Origin of the sequence: Phocaeicola oris, from assembly GCF_021295095.1 — a bacterium.
GTDB classification, from domain to species: domain Bacteria; phylum Bacteroidota; class Bacteroidia; order Bacteroidales; family Bacteroidaceae; genus Phocaeicola; species Phocaeicola oris.
Window position 1 is genome coordinate 23,334 of sequence record NZ_JAJLQX010000019.1, and the last position, 24,827, is coordinate 48,160.

Below are 24,827 nucleotides of genomic sequence, written 5' to 3' on the forward strand. Positions count from 1 at the left end.
TATTATAATTTTTTTAGTTTGGAATAAATAGGATACAGAATCGCTTTTATTTTAAAATATATTTTTTTCATATTATCAACATATACAGCATACCATCCACGTACTTTAAATTCTTTTCTTTCTTCATTATTAGAAGAAACATATTGCTGTATAGTTTGAGCTATTTTATAATATACGTTTTTTTTAAAATGATTAATCGTATCTAAATAAGAATTATTACTATCTATACAAGTATTGACATCTAACAAGAAACAATTATCATCATGTGATTCTATAAAGTTCTCTAATAATCTATTTAAATGATGATGAAGAACTTCACGCCCCTCATAACCTTTTTTATATTCTCCCTTGTATGGAAGTTCTGCTCCATTTTGTATAATCAACATTGTTGAAGGAGACAACAAATGTCTAATCTGAGTAAGATTTTTTATCATATCATCATCTGAAATCCTCCCTATAAATTCATAGTTATCCTTGAAATATTGGTAATAATGTAATATTTCTTCATCAGACAATGTACTTTGATCATGTAAAATTGACATCCAACTATCTTTCTGAGTATAATCAATAGTGTATTGATTATAAGGAAGAATAATCAATGGATTCTTTTTATTCCTATACAATCCCAAACCATAGTCTGGAAGAATACTATAAATGACATAATCGTATTGTTTACTGAAAATTCTGGAAGAAAAGTATTCCTCATCTATGAAAGGTAATGTATCTATCAACTCTTTCCTCGTAGAAGCATCTATACTATGAGAAAGTAAGATCTGGCTTGAATGATTTTGAGCTTCTATATATGTCCCTGATTTTATCTTACTAATGTATGAAAATTCCGTGTCAAACAAAGATTGGTCTTTAAAGAAAGGAACTACTTGGGAAACATCACAAGGCCCCTTAATCAATATTCTATTTCCATTCGTTTGCTTTTCTATAGATAATTTTTCTATAAAATCTATTAATTGTATCCAATCGGGTTGATAATTCTTTTCTAATTGATTAACCACCTCTCCGGAAACGTCAAGTTTGGGATATTTTAAGAATGAATAGACATATTGTTCGATACCCATTCCAATCGTACGACAAGAAAACAAAAAATGCTCCAGCTTATGTTCTGTTTTTTGCAATGCATAAAACCCGATTATTCCATAATCACAGAATTTATCAATGACATGAATATACCCACATTCATAATTAACATCTCTTATTAAACATCCGACTTGAGATTTATCAATACGCTTTTTTGTAAAATTCAACTGGTTCGTACGGCCTATCAACTCTGTGATTCGATCTATCTGCGGTTCACAATTTTTATTGATCTGCAATTTAATATTACAAGCCCTCAGAAAATCCTCTGCAGAATCATAGTCTTTGCTGGAAGCAACTTTTATCTGTAAATCCTGATACTGCTTAAGTCTTTTCATAGATTCATTTAAAGGCAATTTGCTGATTTGCTTCTCAATTTCATGATAAATACTGTTTATATCAGAACATACAATAGAAGGATCTAAAGAATTGACATATTGGAGATTATAAGGTTCGTCATCCAAAAACAGAACATTTGCCGGACGTAATCCCATATCTTTAACAATATTTAACACCCTCTTTCCTTTAGGAGTCCAATCTATTGATGGAAATACAAAATAGTCCCATATTTCCATCTCTTTCAATTTGTTCTCACAAACTTCGAAAGTATTTTTGCTGCATATTGAATTAACAACACCATGCAGAGATAAGTCCTTCACAAGTTTTGCATATTCTGGAATTTTATGAATTGGTTCTTCTGAAATGATACCTTTCCAAAAAGTATTATCCAAATCCCAGATTACAAGTTTTATTTTGGTTAAATCTAAATCTTGAGAATTAATTAACATACTTGATCAATTAATAAGACTATCAAAATAAGACAAAATTATTTTAGGACTAAAAGAATGGCATACAGTTTCATAGCCATTTTTTACCAAAAGTCCACTATGAGGAATTTTATGAATCATTTCTATAATACCACTGGTCATATCAATAACATTCTGCTTTGTTAAAATTCCATTGACACCAGACTTAATAAAATCTTTAGGCCCAATTGATTCACAAACGACACAAGGAGTTTTTAAAGCCATAGCTTCAAGAATTGTAATACATTGGGATTCAACATGAGACGTATGAACCAACATATCAGCAAATTTAATGTAAGGATAGGGATTTATTTTCTTTCCCAATAATATTATTTGATTTTCATAATGATTTTGAGCTATTTTATCTCTTATTTCTTGCTCCTTATCACCATCACCAATAATATACCATTTAAATCGATCATATCCTTTTCTTACCAGATTATTGGCTATATCTGGTATATCCTCGATGTGCTTTTCCCAACACAACCTTCCGACAGTGATGATCTTCAATATGTTACCATTATCGGTATAAGGACTACTATTACCCGCAAAAATATTAATTTTACTTACGTCAACTATATTTGGTATTACCTTTATATGATCAGCAGGAAAATCAAAATTTCGAATGATTAGATCCCTGCATCCATTAGATACAGAAACGACATAATCCATATTCTTCCAGGAATCATTAATATGCTTTATTTGATCAACATTGTAATTGCATTCGCCATTATGCCACCAACAAACTTTCTTTTTGCTTTTAACTGCATATGAAACAATATCGGAACTAAACCCTACTCTATAGGCTACAGCACAGTCATAATAGTCTGCTATATGAAGTAAAGGAAGAAGACTTCTATAAATCTTATAACCAAAAAATCTACTAAAATAAAGTATCAAACGAAATACGACATCAGAAAATCTTCTATCTTTAATACAGGAAACTATTGTATGAAATAAAGATCCATAAATTTTTGTGGTATCTCTGAATATTACTCGGACGTCAGACGGAAGTTGAGTAATATAATCCCCCGGCCTTTCTAACAAAAGTAAATCAACACCATATTTAGTATAATCCAAATTACATAGCAAATCCAATAAAGACTTTTCTATGCCTCCAACATTTAAATGGCCGTTTACAAAAAGAAGTTTTTTCTTAATTTGCTGCATTTTCTAAAATATCTGCAATCCGCTTACACGCAAATCCATCACCATAAGGATTACTTGCATTACTCATTTTATTATATTCGTCCTTATCCTCAAGCAACAATTTAAAATTATTATAAATAGTTTCTTCACTGGTCCCTACCAATTTTAGAGTACCCGCTTTAATTCCTTCGGGACGTTCAGTTGTATCCCTCATCACTAATACCGGTTTTCCTAAAGATGGAGCTTCCTCTTGAATACCACCAGAATCAGTCAAAATCATATAACTTCGTGCTAAGAAATTATGGAAGTCCAAAACTTCCAAAGGCTCTATAATATGAATTCTATCATCATCTCCAAAAATTTCTTTAGCAGTTTGCCGGACAATAGGATTCATGTGAATCGGATATATAGCCTTAACATCAATATGCTCATCCAAAACTCTTTTAATGGCACGGAACATATGTTTCATCGGTTCTCCAAGATTTTCTCTTCTATGCGCAGTAATCATAATTAAACGACTTTTCCCTACCCAATCAAATTCTGGATGGTAATAATCTTTTCGTACTGTAGTTTTTAAAGCATCAATAGCTGTATTACCTGTTACATATATTGTATTTTCATCTTTTCCCTCGCGAATCAGATTTTCCTTGGCGAGTTCAGTAGGAGCAAAATTATACTTGCTGATAATACTAACAGCTTGTCGGTTAAATTCCTCTGGATATGGTGAATATATATTATAAGTTCTTAATCCGGCTTCAACATGGCCAACTGGTATTTGAAGATAAAAACAAGCCAATGCTGTTACAAAGGTTGTTGAAGTATCTCCGTGAACTAAAACAATGTCTGGTTCTATTTCATTCAGAACAACTTTTATATTACTAAGAATATTGATAGTTATATCAAATAATATCTGCCCTTGTTTCATGATTGATAAATCATAATCGGGAACAACATCAAAAGTATGAAGAACTTGATCCAGCATTTGTCGATGCTGACCAGATACACAAACTATTGTTTTCATAGTGTTTCTTTGTTTTAGTTCATTAACCAAAGGGCACATTTTTATAGCTTCCGGTCTAGTTCCAAAAACTAACATTACCTTTTTCATATCATTTATAATTTTGAAAATTGAGCACGTCTTCTATAACCTAATACTATTCCAAAAGGCAAAGCTAATGCTGTCATTATTTTATTATTAGATTTTGAAAGATAGTTCATATTTCTACTATAAAATAAAAGAGCTATCATTTGTGAGGCATTGTAAAATAATGACTTAAAATCATGAAATCTTAAAAGATTCTGATTATACATCATAGCAAACCCCATAGGATTATTCTTTACTAATTTATTATCTTTAGTCTGTCCATCAGGCAGATAATCACAAATACATAATTTTTCATTTCTCCAACGCATTTTCCAACCATCAAAAGCCATAGCATAAAAACACAATTGTTCTGGAGCATATTCCTCTGTTTCCCAATATTGAAAAGGATATTTCATCAACAATTTGGTACGATGAACTTCACAAGAATCCATATTAAAATTATATTTAGCACGCTCTAAATGAGTAGCATCAACATATCCATCTTTTGGATCAATAATTGGTTTCTGCGGTTTCATATAACTTCCATCTGGAAAACAACAACAAAATCCGATACCAGCAAATTTGTCCAGATGATCAACGTCATTCAACCATGGAATTATCTTTTCAACAGTTTCTGGTACAAAATGATCATCTGAATCCAACATCATAAACCATTCTGCATTCGAATGTTGCACTCCATTATTCAATGCCCGTGGGATACCTACATGAGAAAGTTTATAATAATGAATTTCAAACCCATTATCTGCCTCCATCCATTTTTTTACCAGATCTTCAGTATTATCTGTAGAACCGTCATCAGAAATAATCCATTCAAAATCTTTGATCGTCTGATTTCGAAGAGAATCGTATGCTTTGTCTAAAATATAAGCACGGTTGTAAGTTGCAGTGTGAATGGTAATTTTTGGCATATTACAAATTAAGTAAAGTTTTGACTACATTTTCTGGTTTAAAAGCATCTACAATAGGGTAGTTAATATTTCCTGCAGATGTTATTTTACACATTGCATTAGCAATATCAGTCTTGTTATTATCACAAAAATAATATCGATTAAATTTTTCAAAGAAATCCTTTATGATTTTCTTTTCTTCTTCTGTACCATCCAAAATAAATAATATTGGTTTATGGGTAGCAGAATAGTGATAGACTTTACCTGGTATCTGCCCCCCCCTCAAATTACAAAGATGAACCAAAACTGAAGTTCTGTCTTGTATTTTCTCCAACACATCTAAAGTTACTCTTCCCGAAACCTTAATTTTTCCATAATTCTGTATGTCCAAGTCTGAATCACCATAAATATATCCTTGAAAATTCATTTCTTTTAAGGCTTCATAAAATGGTATTAAATTTCTCGTCTGAGAATAATAGTCTCCAAAATAACCGAAACTCATATCTGAGTCTTCAATGTCTACTTTATCTTGAGAAAACTTCAAAAATGGAAGCGGAATAAAATGCATTTTATCAGCGCAATCAGGAAAATAGATTTGTTGATAATGCAATGTCAAAGGACTTACATAGTAAATTTCCTGTCCGACTTGCAACAAATGATGCTCTTCTTTTTCAATATAATCAGAATGGCCACCATATAAGTCATGATACCAGGGATCCTCCCAAATCTGAATCCATTTTCTATATTTAATTCTATTTTTCGAAATTAACAATGAAACTAATTTATGGCTTGCTGTAGGAGAAGAATTAGAAATGACTAAATCATATTCTTTCTTAGAATGAAACTTAGATGCATTTTGTAACCAACATGCACTCAATGGATATATAGGATCCGGCTTAAATAAGAAATAAAAAATACTCTTTAGTGATTTTCTTATTCTTTGATTCATAGTAATTCGAGGATCTGATTGAATTGAAATATCTTCATTAGAACTCTTTTTGCCAACTATAGAATTTTGTACTGCAAATTTTATTGCTCCACGAAAACGCATTCTTAACTTATCAGCAATAGATACGGAATTAAATTCATAATAGTTAGCTTTAGCATATTTTTTAAGTTTATTATCTGTCGATCCCCAACTATCATTTGCCATGATAATATCTACTTCATGGCTATTTTCCAATAACCCCTCTATATAACCATTATGACTCATATTGGCTGAAGTGTTTTTAGATAAGCAAGAAGCGGTAACATAAAGGATCTTTTTCATAACTCAAGAAAATTAGATTATTAATTTATATTTAAATCAAATTGAAATTCATAATCCTCACTACTCAATATTTCCCCGCTAAAAGATGAAAGATTATTGGAATGTATTTTTATTTCTCTAAGAAAATTGCAACCTTAACTATCAATAAATACATAAATCTTGTCAATTTATGGTTTTTAAATTTAAATTCGTTAGACATATATGTATAATCTTTTAAAATTCTGGGAGGAATACATTCTTCCAGCACAGTTTTTTTTTCTTGTTTGATTTTTATTATATTAGAATCAAGAGATGATATTCCATTAGCATCAAAGACTGTTATACTCTTATTAATATATTTTACGGTCGCATTATGAAGAATGATAGTTACCAAAAAAAATTTCCAATCAGATACGACATTGTATCGTTCGTCATACATTCCGTATCTTCTGAATAAAGATTTTTTTATAAAAGATGCTGGATGAAATAAAGAACCATAATAAAAATCAATTAAAGAAATATTTCGAGGTCCGATTCCTCTATCTACTTTTCCATTTCTAATAATATTTCCTGTTACGATATCTTCATTATAATCATCCTTAAAGACATCTAATAATATTGTACTACTGGTTAAAGTATCTCCAGAATTAAGGAATTGCAAATATTCGCCATGTGATTGTATGATTCCTTTATTCATAGCATTATATATTCCTTTATCAAGTTCGCTTACCCAATAAGAAACATATTGAGAATATCTTTCGATCAATTCCTTACTGCCATCAGTTGACCCCCCATCAATTATTATCCACTCAAAATCTTTAAATGTTTGAGAAATAACGCTGTCAATAGTTTTCTGCAAACCTTCCTTATTGTTATAATTTATAGTAATAATTGATAATTTCATAATTAAATACTTTCCAATCCACAAAATCCTTCATTTTTCTGAATCAAAGCTCTACCATAACCTTCTTGATAACCATCAAAATGCAATTCAGCACAATTTGGTGCTTTCATTTGATATTCTACCATTGGATGATGCATATACAAATCTACCAAATAATCCCCACAGCTAACAAATTTCGGTAGTTGTATAGACCGATGAATAGTAAAATCTCCTTTTCCTATATTGAACAGAATACCCTTACAATGTCCTTCTGCAAGAGATGCCATGGGAATCTCATCTCTATTTTTGATAATTAACATAACATCTGTTTGCATATCTTCATCAGTATATCCTTTAATCTTCACATCCAAAACATGTTGGTCAGAGGACACAATAGAATGACTCTTAATAGTATTATTAACTTCTATACTGTCTATTTTTATATTATATTTTTTCCATTGAACTCGATCTATAATTTTCTCCAAATCAAAATCATTATAAACTTTTAAATAGTGATTTACTGCATCTTCTGTAGAGCCCATAAAATCAATTGCACCATCTTTTAATACAATCCCCCGATTACATAGACTTCTAATTGATGCCATATTATGACTAACAAATAGTACTGTTCTCCCTTCACCCTTAGCAACATCCTGCATCTTACCAATTGCCTTTTTCTGAAACTCCGCATCACCTACAGCCAACACTTCATCAACAACAAGAATCTCAGGTTCCATAAAAGCGGCTACCGCAAAGCCCAAACGTACTGTCATTCCACTGGAATAACGTTTCACCGGGGTATCTATATATCGCTCAACCCCGGCAAAGTCAATTATTTCATCTAATTTCTTCGTTATCTCTGCTTTCGTCATCCCCATAATGGAACCATTCATGTAGATATTCTCACGACCTGTTAGCTCTGGATGAAAACCTGTTCCAACTTCTAACAGAGATCCAATCCTTCCTTTCGCTCGAATTATCCCTACTGTTGGAGCCGTTACTCTTGACAAAAGTTTTAATAGTGTAGACTTACCAGCTCCATTTTTTCCAATAATTCCCACGACATCTCCCTGATGAACATCAAAAGTAATATCTTTCAATGCCCAAACATACTGAGAACCACCCTTATGTGCTCTATCATTTGTTTCTCCAATTTTTAAATATGGATCTTCTTTATGACGAACACTCACTTGCCACCACCTATTTAAGTCGTGAACAAGAGAACCTGTACCAACAAGCCCTAATCTATATAGTTTCCCTACATGATCAAATTGTATTGCTAAATCACTCATTGAAATATAAAACTTATACCGTATCCATAAAATTTCGCTCTACTCTACTAAATATAATCACAGATAAAAATAGAGTCATTAACATAAATACAAAGCTATATAATAACCATTCCCATTCTAATTGGCCAGCCCCTAACCACCCATACTTAAATGTTTCAAATATAGAAGTTAGTGGATTCAACTGAATAAGGAAACGATATTTTGTTGGAGCTGCGCTCAACGGATAGATAATAGGAGTGGCATACATAAACAGTTGCATTCCAAATGTGATTAATTGCGTTAAATCCCTGTATTTCGTAGTCAAGGAGGTAACTATCACCCCCCATGACATAGCATGGAGTGCTAACATTATTATCAAAACGGGGAATAGCAATGCTACCATATTAATATGTGCAGATGCTCCGCCCAAGCTGAAATAAAAATATAATACCAAGAACAGGGAAAACTGTATTAACATCTTCATCAGATTTGATATGCAAGAAGATATCGGAACAACTAATCGAGGGAAATAAACTTTTCCAAAAACTGCAGCATTGGCAGAAAAAACATTTGACGACGCCATAAACACAGAATTAAAATAAGTCCATAAGGTAATACCTGCCATATAAAATAAAGGCTGAGGTACTCCATCGGTTGGAATTCCTGCTAAACCACCAAATACAAACATATACATAATAGTAGTAAGAATCGGTTGGACGACAAACCAAAGAGGACCTAAGACTGTTTGCTTATACACTGTCACAATATCGCGTTTTACATACATATATATTAAATCGCGATAACGCCATATTCCTGTTATATCTAAATCAAGCCATTTCTTCTTTGGCTTAATAACAATCATCCAATCATCTGACATTTTATATTAATCCTTTTTGTTCAGAAAGTAATGAATATCTCAAGACATTGTTATTTCTGATATTAAAATATATAAACTACTGCTCCAATGCGTATGAAAATGAAATTATATTTCAAAAATAATAGATTTATAATAGAATTCAAAAAAGAAAGAAGTAAAGCATTTAATTAAGCTCAATTTTTACCTTTTGCATCTTATGATCGCTTAACTCTGTATCTTTCAACTCATAACTGTTTACTCCCAAATCTTTTGTACAAAGAATATAATCTATCTTTACCAAATTACGAAACTTGTTATAAGTTCCTCCCCATCCTTTTCCCGCAGATTTATGACAGTCGATTAGTCCGTTCGAAACAGTGCGATAAGCATACGAGGAACGGGTATCATTAAAATCTCCGCATACTATGACCGGGACTCTTGATGAAGAGATAAGCACATGCAAATCACCAGCCTGATGGTTACGGAGCTTGGCATTATCTTTTAACTTATTGATGTGATTTTTACTTTCCGTATCACCTGCGCCATTTATACCGGTAGTCTGCAAATGAACATTGAAGATTCGGATTATAGTTCCTTTCACATTAACATCAATAGCCATCATCTTATTATAGGTGTTATCGCAATAATATTCTTGATGATTAAGCAGTGGATACTTACTCATCACCGCCAAATTAAGTACTTCATCTTCCCGACTATTAATAATTTTATATGGATAATCAAGAAAACAAGACTGTATACTGTCCCAACTGATGACATTGGTATGGGGGCGCTCCTGAATACAAATAATATCAGGTCTTTGTGCTAATATCTGCTGACTTTGCTGATGCATCCTTGTATAATTCTGATATCCAACTCCCATATTATCAACATTCCACGATACCAAGGTGAATTGCTGCTTTAACTTTTCATTGGCCGATGGCCAAGAAAACGGGATGTAATTCCACACCCATGTGAAACAGCCTAACACCACCACCATGAAGAAGAACTGCCAGATACATTCTTTCTTTATAAAAAGCCAGATAATAACATCGACTATAAATAGCGGCCAGGCTAATAAACTGAGAAAATAAAAATTACCTGCCATATCGGCTGACAGGTTGGGAAGGATGATGAGGATGCCTGTGAATACAAGCAAAACAAGAAAAAGAACGTGCTTAAACATTTTCATTGTTGACAAGCAATTGCTCTACCCGGTCCAGCTGTTCCTTGGTTAGCTTCATGTGCTCCAACATAGGTTTATAATGATATAAGTGATGCAAGTCACTTCCTATATAATCATACATACCTTTCTCCAACAAATCTTCCGCAACTTTTTTTGGACGACCTCCATAATAGCCACTCAATGACATCAAATTCAATTGGAAATCGTATCCTTTATTTTTCAAATTCTCATAATCGGGAAAATCCATATACATATATCGCTCAGGATGGGCTATCAATGGATGATATCCTGCATTCCAAACACTTAACAAAATATCATATAATTCTAAAGGCGGATTCATATAGGAAGTCTCCACTAACAGATGTTCATTTCCTAAACGTAAAGGATCGGTTGTCAACCGAGTATTAAAACCCTGATCCATCATATATTCTGAAGCGAGATATAATTCTATCTTTCCTGTATACTTAGGCCGAAAAAAATCAAATCGCTTCTGTAGCTTCTCTGCTGTATTCCCCAAGTCGACCATCACATGTGGTGTCAACCATATTTTAACATAACCAAGGGATTCCATAAAGTCTAATAGTTGCAAACTTGTATCTACATTGGGAGAACCGTCATCCACTCCAGGTAAAATATGACTATGTATATCGGTCTTACCTATTAAAATACCACTTTTTATTAAAGAGTATTTTTTATTGAAGAAAAACATTTAATAATAGTTTATCAATTCTGTAAATTTAGCTTCTGCACTCTGAGTTGTAAAAAATGCTATTTCCAATCTAAACCAAACAATTAACTTTATTTACTTATTATTTAATCAACTATGATGATGGTGATGCTTCTTTCCGAAAAGTTTTTTCCACCATGAACGATGCTCACCTCCATATCCATATCCATAACCATAGCCATAACCATAGCCATAACCGTAGCCATAACCACGTTTACGAACGATGGCACCATTAAGGATAAGAGACATATTCTTCAGTTTACCACTTTCATAAATCTTCTCAATCTCAGGTAACATACGACGGTCAAGCTTACCTACTCGGATAATAAAGATGGTTAAATCTGCAATACGATTGGTAATAGCTGCATCAGCAATAGCTCCGTATGGAACATTATCGACAAAGATATAATCATATTTGCTTCTTAATTCGTTAATCATGGAATCCAATCGGTCGCTGAGTAACAACTCTGCAGGGTTTGGAGCAACAGAACCTGACGGGATAAAGTCGAGGTTCGGACAAAGCTCATCTGGCTGAAGAATATCACTTATCTCTGCCTGATCAGCTAAGTATGCTGTCATACCTATTACATTATGCTGCAAGGCATGGGCACTTAATGTACCCTTTCGGATATCCAGGTCAATCATCAACACTTTCTTCCCTGCTTGAGCAAAACATGCGGCCAAGTTACTGGACACATACGTCTTGCCTGCTCCTGCGCCAAAAGAGCTGAAAGTGATGACTTTCATATCTTTTGATTTTACACGCATAAAATCCATATTGGTACGAACTATACGAAAAGCCTCAGATACCACATCACGACTATTCGACGTAACAACAATGGCATTCTTAAAATTCTTAGTGCGTTTGGCTCCATCTTTCGGAATTTCACCTAAGAACGGAACACTGATGTAATCCTCCACATCCTTGCGATCCTTTATACGGGTATCAAAGAACAGAAAAAATAATAAAATAGCGGCAGGAAGAGCAACACCTTCAAGTACACCGGTAGTAATCATTTGTTTCTCATTTGGAGAAATAGGTACCTCACTGCCATGAGCCGGTTCCAGAATCTTGGCATTAGACTCGGTAGTTGCCTGCAACAATGCATTTTCTTCTCGCCTATTCAACAGGTACAGATAAAGTTCTTGCTTAATTTGCTGCTGACGTTCGATGGAAAGCATCTCACGTTGCTGAGTTGGGATATATGAGATTTTTGCTGCCGCCTGATTAGCTCGGTTCTCCATATCTTTTAACTTGACATCAGTGCTGACATTCATATTATCTACAGAACGAATAATACTCTGACGCATTGCATTGAGAGACTTATTCAAATCTTGAACAATCGGATTCTTATCACTACTGCCCTCCATAAGTTTATCTCTCTTAAGCTTAGTAGAATTATACTGTTGAATCTGTGCTTCAATATTTGCGTCCTGTATGGTCTGAGCCGGGATCAAGTCGTTTAACTTAGACGGGTCGGTTAGGTAATTTTTCATATAACGCCCCATAGTAGCTTGTTGCTGCAGATTCTTCGACTCGGTCCCATAAGTTTGTTTTTCACTAACTGCGGTTCCGGCTTCTGAATTAACATCAACCATATTATTAACTCGCTTATATTCCTCCAGCTTAGACTCTACACCACTCAATTCTTTTTCAATAATTTGTAAACGTTCATTGATAAAATTCGTAGTATTGATAGACGACTGGTTCTTATCTAAAATATTCTCTTCATTATAAATAGTAATAATCATATTCAGAATATCTTCTGCACGAGAAGCATTGGAATCAGTCAAATTCATATTCAAAATAGAAGACTCATCCTGGTCATCTGCCTGGAAGACATTTAAATGAGCACTCAGCACTTCTGCAACAGAAGCTACACTGTTTTTACGAACATCAATAGACACACCGTACCAATTCTTTGAATAATATAATGTAGGAGTAACAACAATCTTTCCAACAGTTGTCTTAATAGAATCTCCCATTTTTACTCTCATATTATGGTCGCCTGTAGTAAAATTTGTCAGATCCACATGAGTTTCATCTACAGGAATAGCCTTTAATGTAAATATTTGCTTATCATCGGCATACGGGAAAACTATCTTGATTGGGGATTGAGTATAAAGCTCCTCTTCACGCAAATAATCCATAACAACGTAACTAACTTCAGCACCCAAACGTTTAACAGCATCTTGCATCAACTTGTTTGATCTCATTTGAAGTATTTCATTCGAAACATTTGTCTTTGCCCCATACCCTGTCAAACGATCCAAACGTGCTTCAGTTGCTGCTGCTTTCGTATCCTTAAACATGACAGACGCAGAACATGAATAAACTTTCTGCATAGTAGAATAACGATACCAAGCAATACCTCCAAAAATGGCAATACAAAATACAAACCAATACCAATTGAAAAGGAAGTATTTGATAATATCTATCGGGTTGATATTAAATCCTTTTGAAGCTAATGACTTATCGGGCGACAAATCACGTTGTTCACTCATTTTAACCATTCTCTATATACCTTATTATATATAATGATTTATTTCTTTGTAAAATAGAATATCAATGTAGTTAATGTAACTGCACTTGATAAAAACATAGACCACATACTATACGCACGTTGCGTCTCCTGTTTTGCTTTATTGCTATTCGGCTCTACGTAAACGATATCATTCTGCTGCAAATAGAATGAAGGCGAAAGGAAAATATCCTTTGAACGAAGGTCGTTGAACATAATACGCCGCTTATTACCATATTCACGAATAACAGCAACACGGTCTACACGGGCATTATCTGTCAAATCTCCAGCCATAGCAATAGCCTCAAGCAAAGTTACACGATTACCTTTTGTCTCATACGTACCTACACTACCAACTTCTCCCAAGACAGAGAACTTGAAATTTAAAAAGTCGACTATCACAATTGGATCCTTCAGATATTCACCTTCGATCAAACGTTTTTTTATCAGATCGGTCAACTGATTACGGGTTAAACTTTCAACATGCAACTTTCCAATAATAGGGAAATCAATATCACCGTTTACATCTACAATATAACCGGCATCTTTATCAAGCGTCCCACTCGTATTCGCAATAGTTCCATCCGCGCTTACACTATATCCTCCCCCAGCCCCCGGAATATTAAAAGCCAAAGCCAATTCCGGATTTTTCGCGCTCACTTTAATACTAATCTTATCATCGCGCTGGATGACGGCTTCATACTTTTGCGCAACCGGATATTCCTGCATTTCATACATATCCTGTAGATAGACTGTATCCTTTCGAGTAGCACAAGAACTAAGGATAACAACTACTGTCAACAGACAAACTAAATGAGCAATTTTATTCATATTTGTACTTTTTATTTCCTATCAAAAAAATCTTTTATACGCTGTGTTATCAATTGTAACGGAGTAAAAACGGCTTCACCCTGAGCATAACGAAAGAATACCAACGAATTATTAATCATTCGCTTAGCGGTAAACACTTTATCCCCTTCCTTCGGTCGTTTAACCATTCTCTCATCCAAAAGGCCAAAATTACCACTTTTCCAAATTTCTTCCAACAGTTTATATGGTTTATATTTTTGAATGTCAAAAGAATAGGGCAAATATTCCTCGGACAAACCTAAATAATTCACACAAAAACTGAATACTAAATTCGCATACTTCAAAATTCCCCAGTCTTTCAACATAAATTGAAGTTCTTCTTCATGAAAATTGCCTTTCTCACCATGAAGCAATAGTGCAACATCGGAAAGCTGACGTAATCCAATCCCCTCGTTCAACAAATGCTTCAGACTATGAGTAAGCAACAACAGCAAATTTTGATGGGGAGCCAACACCTTTAAATCAGAACTATCCAACTTAATTGTCTGATAACCTGATCCTTCAGATAATTGTCTTGCCAATTTCTCTTTCGTCCTTTTACAAACGAACGGACTATGTGAGGTAATCAATTCTCCATGATTCTCAACTACCACTTGATTAAGTTGAAAAATAGTTTCACTCCCATTACCCCTGACAGGTATTCCCCATTGCGACATCAGATTATTTGCTCTGTTCGAAGCTTCAACTCCTCCAAAATACAAATCGATATCTCCGATTACACGATGATTCGGGCAAGGATAGTAATAAGCAACACTTAATCCTTTCAATATAGCAGGATTCAAGTCGGAAACTGTCATATACCTTATATATAAGTAATTGAGAGTCTTAAGATGTTCCTTATACGTCTGCTCCATATTCCGGACATACTGACTCCATTGCATCATTAAATCAGATTCGGGTAACTGTTTTTCAGATAAGCGACAAACAGCATCGTACACTACTCCTGAAATAGTCTGCTTCATACATGCAAAATAAAGTGCATTCCATTCCTCATTGGTTAAAGGTTCTGATAGTGATGATTTTCTATCCCAAAGTCCCGCCTTCAATAGGTCAAGTAATACGGATTGCAATTTCTCCATCAAGCAGCCATTTTAAACTCAAAATCCGGACTTAAATAGCACATAACATACCTCTACCAGTTCTCACTTGATGGCCTGAGCATGCCGGCTCTCAACAATTGCATCAAAAAAGTCGATGCATCTTTTGCTGCGGTCACACCATCTATATCGTATACTTCAAGTATCTTATCTACAAAATCTTGGAAAGACTGCGTCTCTTCAATATGATCCCAAATAAATTCTCCAACATCGGATAAGGTAATCATACCGTTAAATGTCTGTGCCGTTTTTCCTATCGGGACCAACAACACTTCATCCGCAACCTTTCGCTTTATAAATTCTCCTTGTCGTTTCATTTCTGTTCCAGAGCGTAACTTTCTAAAATTTCTTTTTTATGATGAGTCATCTCACAAAGATAGTTTAAGTTTCCAAATGCCCGTTTCTCTTCATTAGCTTCTTCAAAACAGACATCACAAATAGAACGGATTTTACATCCGGCACATTCCTCATGTTTAGGCAATGCATCACAAGCTGTAGTAATCTTTTTCCAACATTCAGCAATAGTGGAGCCTTTGATATCTACAGCCGGACTTTCCATTGCTACACATGGTGTCATAATATGCCGCCAGTTAATCCAGCAGGAACTTTTGCCGGCCCGACAATCCAACCCCTGTCCTTCTCGTTGGTATGGTCCGTTATCAATACGATAAAGAGTTCCTTTTACAAACTCCGGAAACTCTTCGCCATACTTATATTTATAGTATTCTATATCAGCAGCGGCAGCTTCTTTCGGGCACATCCGTTCATAACGGATATCCCGCAACCCTCTGCACTCCTTTCGGGTACAAGGCGACATGTAACTGTTAACTACAACCGGCATACCCAATTCCTTAGCTGTTGCCAATATACTTTTGTAATCTCCTTTGTTTTTCTCGACCACACTTACATTTATCTTTGTATCTATATGATACTGTTTTAACAAGCGCAAGCCTTTCATTGTCTTCTGATACCCATCAACGTTATGACACAATCTTTCGTAGGTTTCTGAACTGGTTCCGTATAAAGTAATGTTCATACGTCGCGGTTGAAGTTCCGCAAATATCTTTATTGTTTCTTCATCTATTAAGGTTCCATTAGAGTTCAAAGTTAAAATAAACCCCATTTTCCGGAGAGCGATATATAATTCTTTAAATCCGGGATATAACATTGGTTCCCCACCAGTCAAAAGAATAAAGAGTGTACCCATCTCTTTCAATTGTTCGGCTAAATCAAGCCACTCATCCACACTACGCAATCCTCCTAATTTTTTAACGATACTTTTCGTGGTATGAATAAAGCACATATCACAGTTTAAAGTACAAGTGGGAGTCAGCTCAAAGTTAGCAGTTATTGGAATCCGATCCTGATTAGCCTTAGCTACTAAACGCTCTTCCAAATCAATAGAGGTACTCATTTATTCTGCAAAAAGATAATCATGAAGAATTACAGGAGCATCGGAATTCATATTACAAGCATAAGTTGTAATTTTTATAGTCTGTACTAACTTAAGCATCCAATCCAATGCTTTTCCTGTAGCTTCCACATTCCAATGATTAATAGTAATTTGAGCAGTCAAACGCTTATAATAACTCATCAAACTTTCCTCAACCACATGATTTATAACTGACTGTTCCATAAAAACAATAGCTTTTAACGGATAATGTTCTTTAAAACAAATTTCACTGGATCCACAAATCGGCCAACCACATGCTTCATACGTCCCGTCTTTATTAAGGCATATCAAACAACGATCTCCATTCACAATATGACAATTAGAAATATTTTTACACCATAAATCAGCATGTGTTGACTTACCTATTCCACTTGGTCCACTAAATAAAATGGCCTGACCTTTGTATACCAAAAAAGCGCAATGCAATATATAGCATCCACGCTCAGCTAAATGGCGTTCCAAAGAAAGACATGATAAGAATATAGTATCTATCTGTAACTCTGCTTGAATCGCTTTAAAAAAATATACATTAATATTTCTATCATCAACTTCTTCGTATTCTGCATAAGGAATAGAATTATCACCCACCCCTATGATCCTTGCTTCTCTTTTACCTGCGGCAAACACTAAGAGATTCGGCCGCTGATACTTCAATTTCCAGAATAAATCCAACTGAGGAAGTTTATCTAAGAAATGAAATGTGTATATTAAATCTGATATTCTCGAATCATCATCCTTTACATTAAACAACAAAGCATTAGCCGGAATATTATATTCTGTGATTCCTCTAAGTTCTAAAACGAGCGAAGAGATGCCTAATTTCATTTCTTTTCTATACCTTATTTATATTGTTTAATAAGTTGAACTATTTTTTCAACATCAGCATCCGAAACCATTGGACCGGAAGGTAAGCACAACCCAATATTAAACTGTGATTCTGAAATTCCATTTACATAGCTTGGAGCATCCTTATAAACCGGTTGCAAGTGCATCGGCTTCCACAACGGACGAGTTTCCACTCCCTCCTTTGCTAAAAAATCAGATAGTTGCTGATAGGTATATCCCGTTTCCTCCGGATTAACAGTTATAGTTGATAACCAATAATTTGGCTGACAAGGTTTTTCTAAAATAGGACTTTTGATCGTTATTCCCTTTATACCTTTCAGAGCATTATCATATAATTGATGTACATGCTGATGATGAGCAATATGTTCATCCAAGACAAGCATTTGCCCACGACCTATTCCTGCTGATACATTACTTAATCGGTAATTATAGCCAATTTTTTCATGTTGATAATAAGAAAACTTCTCTCTGGCTTGTGTAGCATAAAATTTAATACGATCGGCATCCTCCTTAGAATGACAAATAAGTGCTCCACCACCACTGGTAGTAATCATCTTATTACCATTAAATGAAAAAATTCCATATTTACCAAATGTTCCACAATATTTCCCATCGTATTTAGAACCCATTGCTTCAGCGGAATCCTCTACAACAGGAATCTCATATTCGTTGGCAACGTCCATAATCTCGGAAATACAAGCCGGATTACCGTACAAATAAACAGGAATAATGGCTTTAGGTTTTTTACCTGTCTTTTTAATGCGATCTTCAATCGCATCCTTTAGCAAGTATGGATCCATATTCCATGTATTCAATTCACTATCTACGAACACAGGAGTTGCTCTCTGATATTTAATAGGATTAGCAGAAGCTGAGAAAGTAAAGCTCTGGCAAATAACCTCATCACCAGGCCCTACTCCCAACATTACTAATGATAAATGGATGGCAGCGGTTCCGGCACTCAAAGCTACAACATAATTTTCTTCCTGAGCAGAATGCTTAGCAAGCCATTGTTCCAAGTCATGTTCAAACCCATCGACATTCGGTCCCAATGGTGCCACCCAATTTGTATCAAAGGCCTCACGGACAAAGTGTCGCTCCGCTCCGCCCATGTGTGCCAATGATAACCATATTTTACTCATAATTCTAATTACGAGGTTTAATAACAAAGATTACAACACGGTTCCATTCATTCTTTCTCTGATAAGGTTGAACGGTATCACCCTTATAATCAATGCTTAAACGGGCAGGATCAACGCCATAATCATTAACCAACATATTATAAACAGCCTTGGCACGACGTTCGGACAACTTCAAGTTATATGCAGGATATGCAGTCTGTACATCAGCATAACCGGTAACAACCAAATTGACATCATCATGACTCTTTATATAGTTGGCGACAGCCTCAACATTCTTCTTTTGAATATCAGTAATATCATATTTATCGATAATGAAAGAGATTGTCATATCAAGAATACGAGTCTGAATCCCTTCAGTCTTAGTTTCCGGATGAATATTATTCAAGTCTGCGCGAGCATCATTAATCTTACGATTCATTTCATCAAGTTCCTCTGCATCAGACAATCTTCTATACTTGAAACGAGCATCACCATAATGATCTTTGAAATGATAAGTCAGTCCTAACATAGCAGTTGCATAGCCATCATATCTACGGCGATAACGAACACCATTATACCCATCATCAGTAGCATGCATAGTAGCCTCAAGTCCCAAGTCAAAATGTTTACTTAGCATAACGTTGAATCCTAAGCCTGCGCGAAGAGCAAAATAGCCATGATTCTTCATATCTGTCGGATACGGACCATCAGGTAGAGCTGCCCATTTATTTAATTTATCTTTATCAAATCCTCCTGTCCAGTTAGCTCCTAAACCAATAATACCAATTACATTAAACCTGCGAGTTTCACTATACGGAGCAAAGATATTTGAGAAATTGAATAAAGCATCTATATAAGTATTTACATTATGAAACTTATAAATTCCATCACCATAGGCCTGTGGATACGCATCAATAGCCTCCTGATTGGCACGTCCATGCTGATTAAGATATGCAACATATAAACGAGCCCCAACTTGTGGAGAGAAATACTTACCAACAGAGAAGCCACCACCGACACCTAACACATCTTTAGTATGCTTCAGACGAACATTCTCACCCAGAGGAAGATTCAAACCTCCGTGCAATGTAACAAACCAATTATCGCCGGATGTATAATGGCGCAAACCTGTAACAGTATCAGCCTTTAACGCAAAGTCAGATTGAGCGTTAGTAGTTAAAGGAAACAAACCTAACACTAAAACGAATATTGTAACTATTTTTTTCATAATCTCATTCTTTTAAAGTTATTTATTCGTTGATATACATTATTACGTAATCAGTTGACTTATCCAAAGACTCAACAAGAGCAGGATCTTTCTCTATGTAGATTCTCCCGGCAGGAATATTATAATCTTTAGTGAGAGAATCACGAATAGACTGAGCACGTTGTATAAATAAATCTGCATTCTTTGTAGCCTTACCTAATACAGTAATATACAAATCAGCATTATTCAACTCTTTCATAGCCTCAGCCGCGGTATAAACATTTACTTCCTGCAATTTATCAATTTCGGAAGAACCTTTAGCAAATGAGATCAGAGTATTAATCTGTTTGCTATTGATGGTATTAATATTCGGATGGGCAGCAGCATAAGCTCTATCATCAGCAGCTTTCTGGCGTAAACGGTTAATTTCTTGATTCATGACATCATACTTGTTCCAATCACGACGAGCATAAGTAAACTCATGGGAGCCATCATGATTTTTAAAGCGATAAACAAAACCAAGCATTAAATTGAAATGACCATCATAACGATTATTTTCAATCAAACCATCATAAGAATCATCCAACCAGTGATTTGTTGCCTCAACTGTCAAATCCCATGCTTCACTCAACCGCCAGATACTCATTAAGCCCAAACGTCCTGTAAGTAACCAGCCTTTTGGATCCGGAACCACATTATTTTTATAATCGAACACATGCTCCGTTCCAAATCCCAAAATACCGACAAAATTAAACGAACGGCTTTCTTTATAGCCACAGAACAAATTTGTGAAGTTAAACATTCCATCTAATCCTCCTCCCAATGCCCACCATTTAGGATTTGCTCCCGCATCATAAGTTGCCGTGTTTTTTGCAAGAGATACATTCGCACGTAATGCTACATACGGCGATAACCATTTTCCAAGAGACAGAGCACCCATTGGACGAATCTGCTTAAAGCTTCCTGAAAAATCTTCATCAGCACCCCAATTAAAGGTTCCACCTCCATGAATTCCAAAGAACCAATTGTCTCCGAACTGCGACTTGTTCAGCACTCTACTGTTACTGTCACTTTTATCTTCCCAATAGCCTTGCTTTGTATTAGTAATCGTATCACTTACAACCACTTGAGCAAAACCAGCCATGGTACTAAAGAAAATTGCCATAAGGACAAGTCCTAACTTTTCCACACGATTCATTGTTTAATCATTTAAAATAAAACAAATTATAAATTATCACTTATTTTCTTCATCCTTTAATTCTACAATTCCACAAGTTTGGAATGAAGACTCCTAAAGTCAGAAACCATCAACTTAATTTGCCGAATTGTTTCTGTTTTATCTTGAGTTCTTGCAAGGTCAAGTAAATAGTTTATCGACTGATTAACTTCTTCATACTCATACCCTACCGTATTTGCTCTATAAATTTTCGGATTCACTGTGGGAAATGAATTTTCTTTTTTATAAAGTAACTCCTCATATAATTTCTCACCAGGCCGAAGAGCTGTAAATTCTATCTTAATATCCACATCCGGACGCAGACCACTAAGTTCTATCATACGTTTAGCCAATTCAACAATCTTAACCGGCTTGCCCATATCAAATATAAAAATATCATTACCTTCCCCTATATAAGCAGCTTCAAGAACCAAACGACAAGCTTCCGGAATAGTCATAAAATATCTGATAACTTCGGGATGGGTAACTGTAACCGGACCACCAGCAAGAATCTGCTTACGAAACAATGGAATTACACTGCCTTTACTTCCCAGAACATTCCCAAAGCGAGTTGTAACAAATGTAGTTTTTCCTTGCACTCTTCCCAATTTAATAGCCTCTCCCAAACTCTGTACATACATTTCCGCTACCCGCTTTGTAGCTCCCATTACACTACTGGGATAAACAGCCTTATCAGTAGAGATCATAATAAATTTATCAACGCCGTACTTTACAGACAAATCAGCTACAGTCTTCGTTCCACCATCATTATCGATAACAGCCTCGCAAGGATATTCTTCCATTAACGGGACATGCTTGTACGCCGCGGCATGGAATATAACATTCGGATGATATAGATTCATCAAAAAATCCATACGATCAGCATTACGGACATCTGCAATAACAGAAACAATAGATTTTTCTGGAAACTTCTTCTTTAGATCCAAATCAATCTGATAAATCGCTGTTTCTGAAAAATCAAGTACAATTAGTTGCTTAAAGTCACAACGACAAAGTTGTCTGCAAAGTTCACTGCCAATACTTCCAGCCCCACCGGTCACCATCACAACTTTATCTCTTATATTAGACTGAATATGATCAAAATCAATCTTTATCTCGTCTCGCCCTAACAAATCCTCAATCTGAACTGTACGCATTTGAATGTCTGCTACATTCTTTGGCATCTCTGCCATTGGAGCAATTCGCAAGCAGACATTATGCTTCAGTCCGTAATTAATCAATTCTTCGTCAGCATGCAAATCCTGATTATTTATAAAAAACAGATCTTTTACTTCCCATTTTCTTATTAATTCTCCAAAACCGTTCAAGTCTTTCAAATAAAAAATACGATAACCTGCAATTCGATAATCTTTCCATTGGGAACTGCGAGTTACGTATCCAATAACTTGATATTTTTTGCTGTTTCGCAAATAATTAGCTAAACTAATAGCCGCGTCTGATATACCATATATTAACGCGTTTTCCGCTTTATCAACAATCTTGTTTATTACATAATAGTAGAAACTAACAACAAAAACCCTCTCCAACGTAAGCAGCATAACAGAAAGTATAAAATCTACTATAATAATGGAATAAACAAAGCGACCAACATAATCTAAATAGATATAAGCAATAATCAATAGGGTAATATCTTTTAAGAACATAGCATAAACTATACGCATTAACTCTGCTAATGTCGCATGTCTTATAATGCCGTCATTCGTTTTGCATATCCAAGTCCAAATCAGACTTACTACAGTAGAAATAATTAGAATAAGCCATACAAAACCAGGAACTACATCAATAGACAATAAATAATTAAAGAACAAATAGCTGAGTAAAATAGATATAACAGAAAGGAAACAATCTGCTACCCAAACGATATAGCGGCTTACATAGCTAAAATGAGTAAATAATATTCTTAAAAGATTCATACACCCAGCATATTAGCTTCCAAACTCAAAAATAATTCCTTGGGGTCACCCGAAAAGTGATTTCCCGGGGTAAAGAAATAATTAAAATTCTCAAAATCAATTCATTAAGTCGTATTTTATTCCCTAAAAATAACATTGAGAACCAATAAATGTCACAAAATTCATCCAATTAAGTATTCTCATAATAGTAAAAAAGTTTCTATTTATTTCAAATAACACCTTTTATACCATCTTCTATTCTACAAAAATAGCACAATAAAATAAAAAAGTTCGCATATAATAAAAATTTTATAATATTTCCTTATCAAAATATATCATTATAATATGTCAAAAAAACTCCTCACTCTCATCAATCCTATTATTATATCTTATCAACCATCGAAGGATGTAAAGCAATTGTCGCAACAGCAACAAATCCTTCAATACTAACAACTACACGCATTCCTTCTCTTACTTTCAAGAACACACCCTCAACACCTTTCCAGATACCGCTATTAATTCGTACCTTATCACCTTCTCGCAACTTAACTTCTTCCGGAGAAAGATATAAAATCTGTTCTTCTGTTCTTCCGGCTACTGCAATAAAATCGTACATCTGCTTATCAGGCACTATCAAAGGCTTATGCTTCTCTTTATCCATTATATAACGAATAAGAGACTGAAGAGTTGACGTTTTCTTCAATTCTTCTAATTTTCCTTTGGTACAATGGACAAAAATTAAATTGCTAATAACTGGAACAAGTTTTCGGATTATTTTTTCCTGACGTTCAGACACGACATAATGCATAGGGATAAAATTTTCTATTTGATTTGAATCAAGATAATCTTTCACCTTCATACCTCGTGAATATGTGCATCTCAAAACAAACCAAATTTTCTTTTCTTCCACATTTTGTGTCTGTGTCATCATCTAATTATTATATGATAATGCAAAGATATTTATTAATTTTCAATCGGCAAGACTATTTGATAGAAAAATAAAAAATATTCTTCCACTATTCAATTTTATATATACTAATGCAAATTCAACAAATACTAAAATAATACGAACTGCGTATCATTGTTTCTTCTTAAAAAGGACGCACTGTTAATATCAACCATATAAGCTATTATTCCGATGCGCATGAAGATGAAAAGTGACGCGGATGAGTTGACCGGTTCATGCGGATGAGTTGCTCAACTGATGCGGATGAGTTGGTCGATTCATACGTATGAGTTGGACGATTTACACGGACCGCTTTATTCGATTATACGCATCGAAACAGTAGCTGCATATTGTTAACTTCGTTTATCATTAAAATGCTAACCCAACTTATCAAAACATTAGATTTGAACTTTCATAACCCATTTTTTAGC

General features: G+C 34.7%; 21 protein-coding genes. All 21 read right to left on the bottom strand.

The window, feature by feature from the left end:
• Positions 1-2: 2 nt before the first annotated feature.
• Positions 3-1,877, bottom strand: coding sequence for an HAD-IIIC family phosphatase (locus LO761_RS09870; protein WP_272818122.1), 1,875 nt, complete (start codon positions 1,875-1,877; stop codon positions 3-5).
• A 6-nt stretch (positions 1,878-1,883) separates the two neighbouring features.
• Entirely contained in the window at positions 1,884-3,065 is a 1,182-nt protein-coding gene (locus tag LO761_RS09875; RefSeq protein WP_272818123.1) for a glycosyltransferase, read from the bottom strand.
• Positions 3,052-4,152, bottom strand: a complete 1,101-nt coding sequence (wecB, locus tag LO761_RS09880) for a non-hydrolyzing UDP-N-acetylglucosamine 2-epimerase (RefSeq protein ID WP_272818124.1) — start codon at positions 4,150-4,152, stop codon at positions 3,052-3,054. Before wecB ends, LO761_RS09875 begins: the two co-directional genes overlap by 14 nt.
• Positions 4,153-4,157: 5 nt before the next feature.
• Positions 4,158-5,057 carry a glycosyltransferase family 2 protein gene (locus tag LO761_RS09885; protein WP_272818125.1) on the bottom strand — a complete coding sequence of 300 codons (900 nt, stop codon included), beginning with the start codon at positions 5,055-5,057 and terminating at the stop codon, positions 4,158-4,160.
• A gap of 1 nt (position 5,058) precedes the next feature.
• A complete protein-coding gene (locus tag LO761_RS09890) occupies positions 5,059-6,306 on the bottom strand; it encodes a hypothetical protein (protein WP_272818126.1) in 1,248 nt (415 codons plus the stop codon).
• 109 nt (positions 6,307-6,415) lie between these two features.
• Positions 6,416-7,189, bottom strand: coding sequence for a glycosyltransferase family 2 protein (locus LO761_RS09895; protein ID WP_272818127.1), 774 nt, complete (start codon positions 7,187-7,189; stop codon positions 6,416-6,418).
• Between the two features lie 2 nt (positions 7,190-7,191).
• A complete protein-coding gene (locus tag LO761_RS09900) occupies positions 7,192-8,460 on the bottom strand; it encodes an ABC transporter ATP-binding protein (protein WP_272818128.1) in 1,269 nt (422 codons plus the stop codon).
• A gap of 13 nt (positions 8,461-8,473) precedes the next feature.
• Positions 8,474-9,316 carry an ABC transporter permease gene (locus LO761_RS09905; RefSeq protein WP_272818129.1) on the bottom strand — a complete coding sequence of 281 codons (843 nt, stop codon included), beginning with the start codon at positions 9,314-9,316 and terminating at the stop codon, positions 8,474-8,476.
• Between the two features lie 163 nt (positions 9,317-9,479).
• The gene (locus LO761_RS09910) at positions 9,480-10,484 is read right to left on the bottom strand and encodes an endonuclease/exonuclease/phosphatase family protein (protein ID WP_272818130.1); all 1,005 of its coding nucleotides are present in this window, start codon (positions 10,482-10,484) and stop codon (positions 9,480-9,482) included.
• Positions 10,471-11,187, bottom strand: a complete 717-nt coding sequence (locus LO761_RS09915; RefSeq protein WP_272818131.1) for a tyrosine-protein phosphatase — start codon at positions 11,185-11,187, stop codon at positions 10,471-10,473. Before LO761_RS09915 ends, LO761_RS09910 begins: the two co-directional genes overlap by 14 nt.
• Before the next feature lie 108 nt (positions 11,188-11,295).
• Entirely contained in the window at positions 11,296-13,719 is a 2,424-nt protein-coding gene (locus LO761_RS09920) for a GumC family protein (protein WP_272818132.1), read from the bottom strand.
• 29 nt (positions 13,720-13,748) lie between these two features.
• Positions 13,749-14,558: a polysaccharide biosynthesis/export family protein gene (locus LO761_RS09925; RefSeq protein ID WP_272818133.1), complete on the bottom strand. Its 810-nt coding sequence runs from the start codon at positions 14,556-14,558 to the stop codon at positions 13,749-13,751.
• 11 nt (positions 14,559-14,569) lie between these two features.
• Positions 14,570-15,676: a nucleotidyltransferase family protein gene (locus LO761_RS09930; protein ID WP_272818134.1), complete on the bottom strand. Its 1,107-nt coding sequence runs from the start codon at positions 15,674-15,676 to the stop codon at positions 14,570-14,572.
• A 53-nt stretch (positions 15,677-15,729) separates the two neighbouring features.
• On the bottom strand, positions 15,730-16,011 hold the full coding sequence (locus tag LO761_RS09935; RefSeq protein WP_272818135.1) for a PqqD family protein: 282 nt from the start codon (positions 16,009-16,011) through the stop codon (positions 15,730-15,732).
• Positions 16,008-17,108, bottom strand: a complete 1,101-nt coding sequence (locus LO761_RS09940) for a radical SAM protein (RefSeq protein ID WP_272818136.1) — start codon at positions 17,106-17,108, stop codon at positions 16,008-16,010. The genes LO761_RS09935 and LO761_RS09940 overlap by 4 nt, the downstream gene beginning before the upstream one ends.
• Complete coding sequence (locus LO761_RS09945; protein ID WP_272818137.1) at positions 17,109-17,972, bottom strand: hypothetical protein; 864 nt, start codon at positions 17,970-17,972, stop codon at positions 17,109-17,111. It abuts the gene before it with no gap.
• Between the two features lie 14 nt (positions 17,973-17,986).
• Entirely contained in the window at positions 17,987-19,135 is a 1,149-nt protein-coding gene (locus LO761_RS09950) for a DegT/DnrJ/EryC1/StrS family aminotransferase (RefSeq protein ID WP_272818138.1), read from the bottom strand.
• A 4-nt stretch (positions 19,136-19,139) separates the two neighbouring features.
• Positions 19,140-20,342, bottom strand: a complete 1,203-nt coding sequence (locus LO761_RS09955) for an OmpA family protein (protein ID WP_272818139.1) — start codon at positions 20,340-20,342, stop codon at positions 19,140-19,142.
• Positions 20,343-20,364: 22 nt separating this feature from the next.
• Entirely contained in the window at positions 20,365-21,510 is a 1,146-nt protein-coding gene (locus LO761_RS09960; protein WP_272818140.1) for an OmpA family protein, read from the bottom strand.
• A gap of 71 nt (positions 21,511-21,581) precedes the next feature.
• Positions 21,582-23,471 carry a polysaccharide biosynthesis protein gene (locus LO761_RS09965; protein WP_272818141.1) on the bottom strand — a complete coding sequence of 630 codons (1,890 nt, stop codon included), beginning with the start codon at positions 23,469-23,471 and terminating at the stop codon, positions 21,582-21,584.
• Positions 23,472-23,832: 361 nt separating this feature from the next.
• Positions 23,833-24,378 carry a UpxY family transcription antiterminator gene (locus tag LO761_RS09970; protein ID WP_272818142.1) on the bottom strand — a complete coding sequence of 182 codons (546 nt, stop codon included), beginning with the start codon at positions 24,376-24,378 and terminating at the stop codon, positions 23,833-23,835.
• Positions 24,379-24,827: the final 449 nt, after the last annotated feature.

Bases quoted from the DNA above. Each gene is read 5' to 3' on its own strand.
- LO761_RS09950 (WP_272818138.1), bottom strand. From the start codon at position 19,135: ATGAGTAAAATATGGTTATCATTGGCACACATGGGCGGAGCGGAGCGA.
- LO761_RS09920 (WP_272818132.1), bottom strand. From the start codon at position 13,719: ATGGTTAAAATGAGTGAACAACGTGATTTGTCGCCCGATAAGTCATTA.
- LO761_RS09905 (WP_272818129.1), bottom strand. From the start codon at position 9,316: ATGTCAGATGATTGGATGATTGTTATTAAGCCAAAGAAGAAATGGCTT.
- LO761_RS09870 (WP_272818122.1), bottom strand. From the start codon at position 1,877: ATGTTAATTAATTCTCAAGATTTAGATTTAACCAAAATAAAACTTGTA.
- LO761_RS09940 (WP_272818136.1), bottom strand. From the start codon at position 17,108: ATGAGTACCTCTATTGATTTGGAAGAGCGTTTAGTAGCTAAGGCTAAT.
- LO761_RS09900 (WP_272818128.1), bottom strand. From the start codon at position 8,460: ATGAGTGATTTAGCAATACAATTTGATCATGTAGGGAAACTATATAGA.
- LO761_RS09910 (WP_272818130.1), bottom strand. From the start codon at position 10,484: ATGAAAATGTTTAAGCACGTTCTTTTTCTTGTTTTGCTTGTATTCACA.
- LO761_RS09955 (WP_272818139.1), bottom strand. From the start codon at position 20,342: ATGAAAAAAATAGTTACAATATTCGTTTTAGTGTTAGGTTTGTTTCCT.
- LO761_RS09885 (WP_272818125.1), bottom strand. From the start codon at position 5,057: ATGCCAAAAATTACCATTCACACTGCAACTTACAACCGTGCTTATATT.
- LO761_RS09875 (WP_272818123.1), bottom strand. From the start codon at position 3,065: ATGCAGCAAATTAAGAAAAAACTTCTTTTTGTAAACGGCCATTTAAAT.
- LO761_RS09945 (WP_272818137.1), bottom strand. From the start codon at position 17,972: ATGAAATTAGGCATCTCTTCGCTCGTTTTAGAACTTAGAGGAATCACA.
- LO761_RS09915 (WP_272818131.1), bottom strand. From the start codon at position 11,187: ATGTTTTTCTTCAATAAAAAATACTCTTTAATAAAAAGTGGTATTTTA.
- LO761_RS09895 (WP_272818127.1), bottom strand. From the start codon at position 7,189: ATGAAATTATCAATTATTACTATAAATTATAACAATAAGGAAGGTTTG.
- wecB (WP_272818124.1), bottom strand. From the start codon at position 4,152: ATGAAAAAGGTAATGTTAGTTTTTGGAACTAGACCGGAAGCTATAAAA.
- LO761_RS09935 (WP_272818135.1), bottom strand. From the start codon at position 16,011: ATGAAACGACAAGGAGAATTTATAAAGCGAAAGGTTGCGGATGAAGTG.
- LO761_RS09965 (WP_272818141.1), bottom strand. From the start codon at position 23,471: ATGAATCTTTTAAGAATATTATTTACTCATTTTAGCTATGTAAGCCGC.
- LO761_RS09930 (WP_272818134.1), bottom strand. From the start codon at position 15,676: ATGGAGAAATTGCAATCCGTATTACTTGACCTATTGAAGGCGGGACTT.
- LO761_RS09970 (WP_272818142.1), bottom strand. From the start codon at position 24,378: ATGACACAGACACAAAATGTGGAAGAAAAGAAAATTTGGTTTGTTTTG.
- LO761_RS09925 (WP_272818133.1), bottom strand. From the start codon at position 14,558: ATGAATAAAATTGCTCATTTAGTTTGTCTGTTGACAGTAGTTGTTATC.
- LO761_RS09890 (WP_272818126.1), bottom strand. From the start codon at position 6,306: ATGAAAAAGATCCTTTATGTTACCGCTTCTTGCTTATCTAAAAACACT.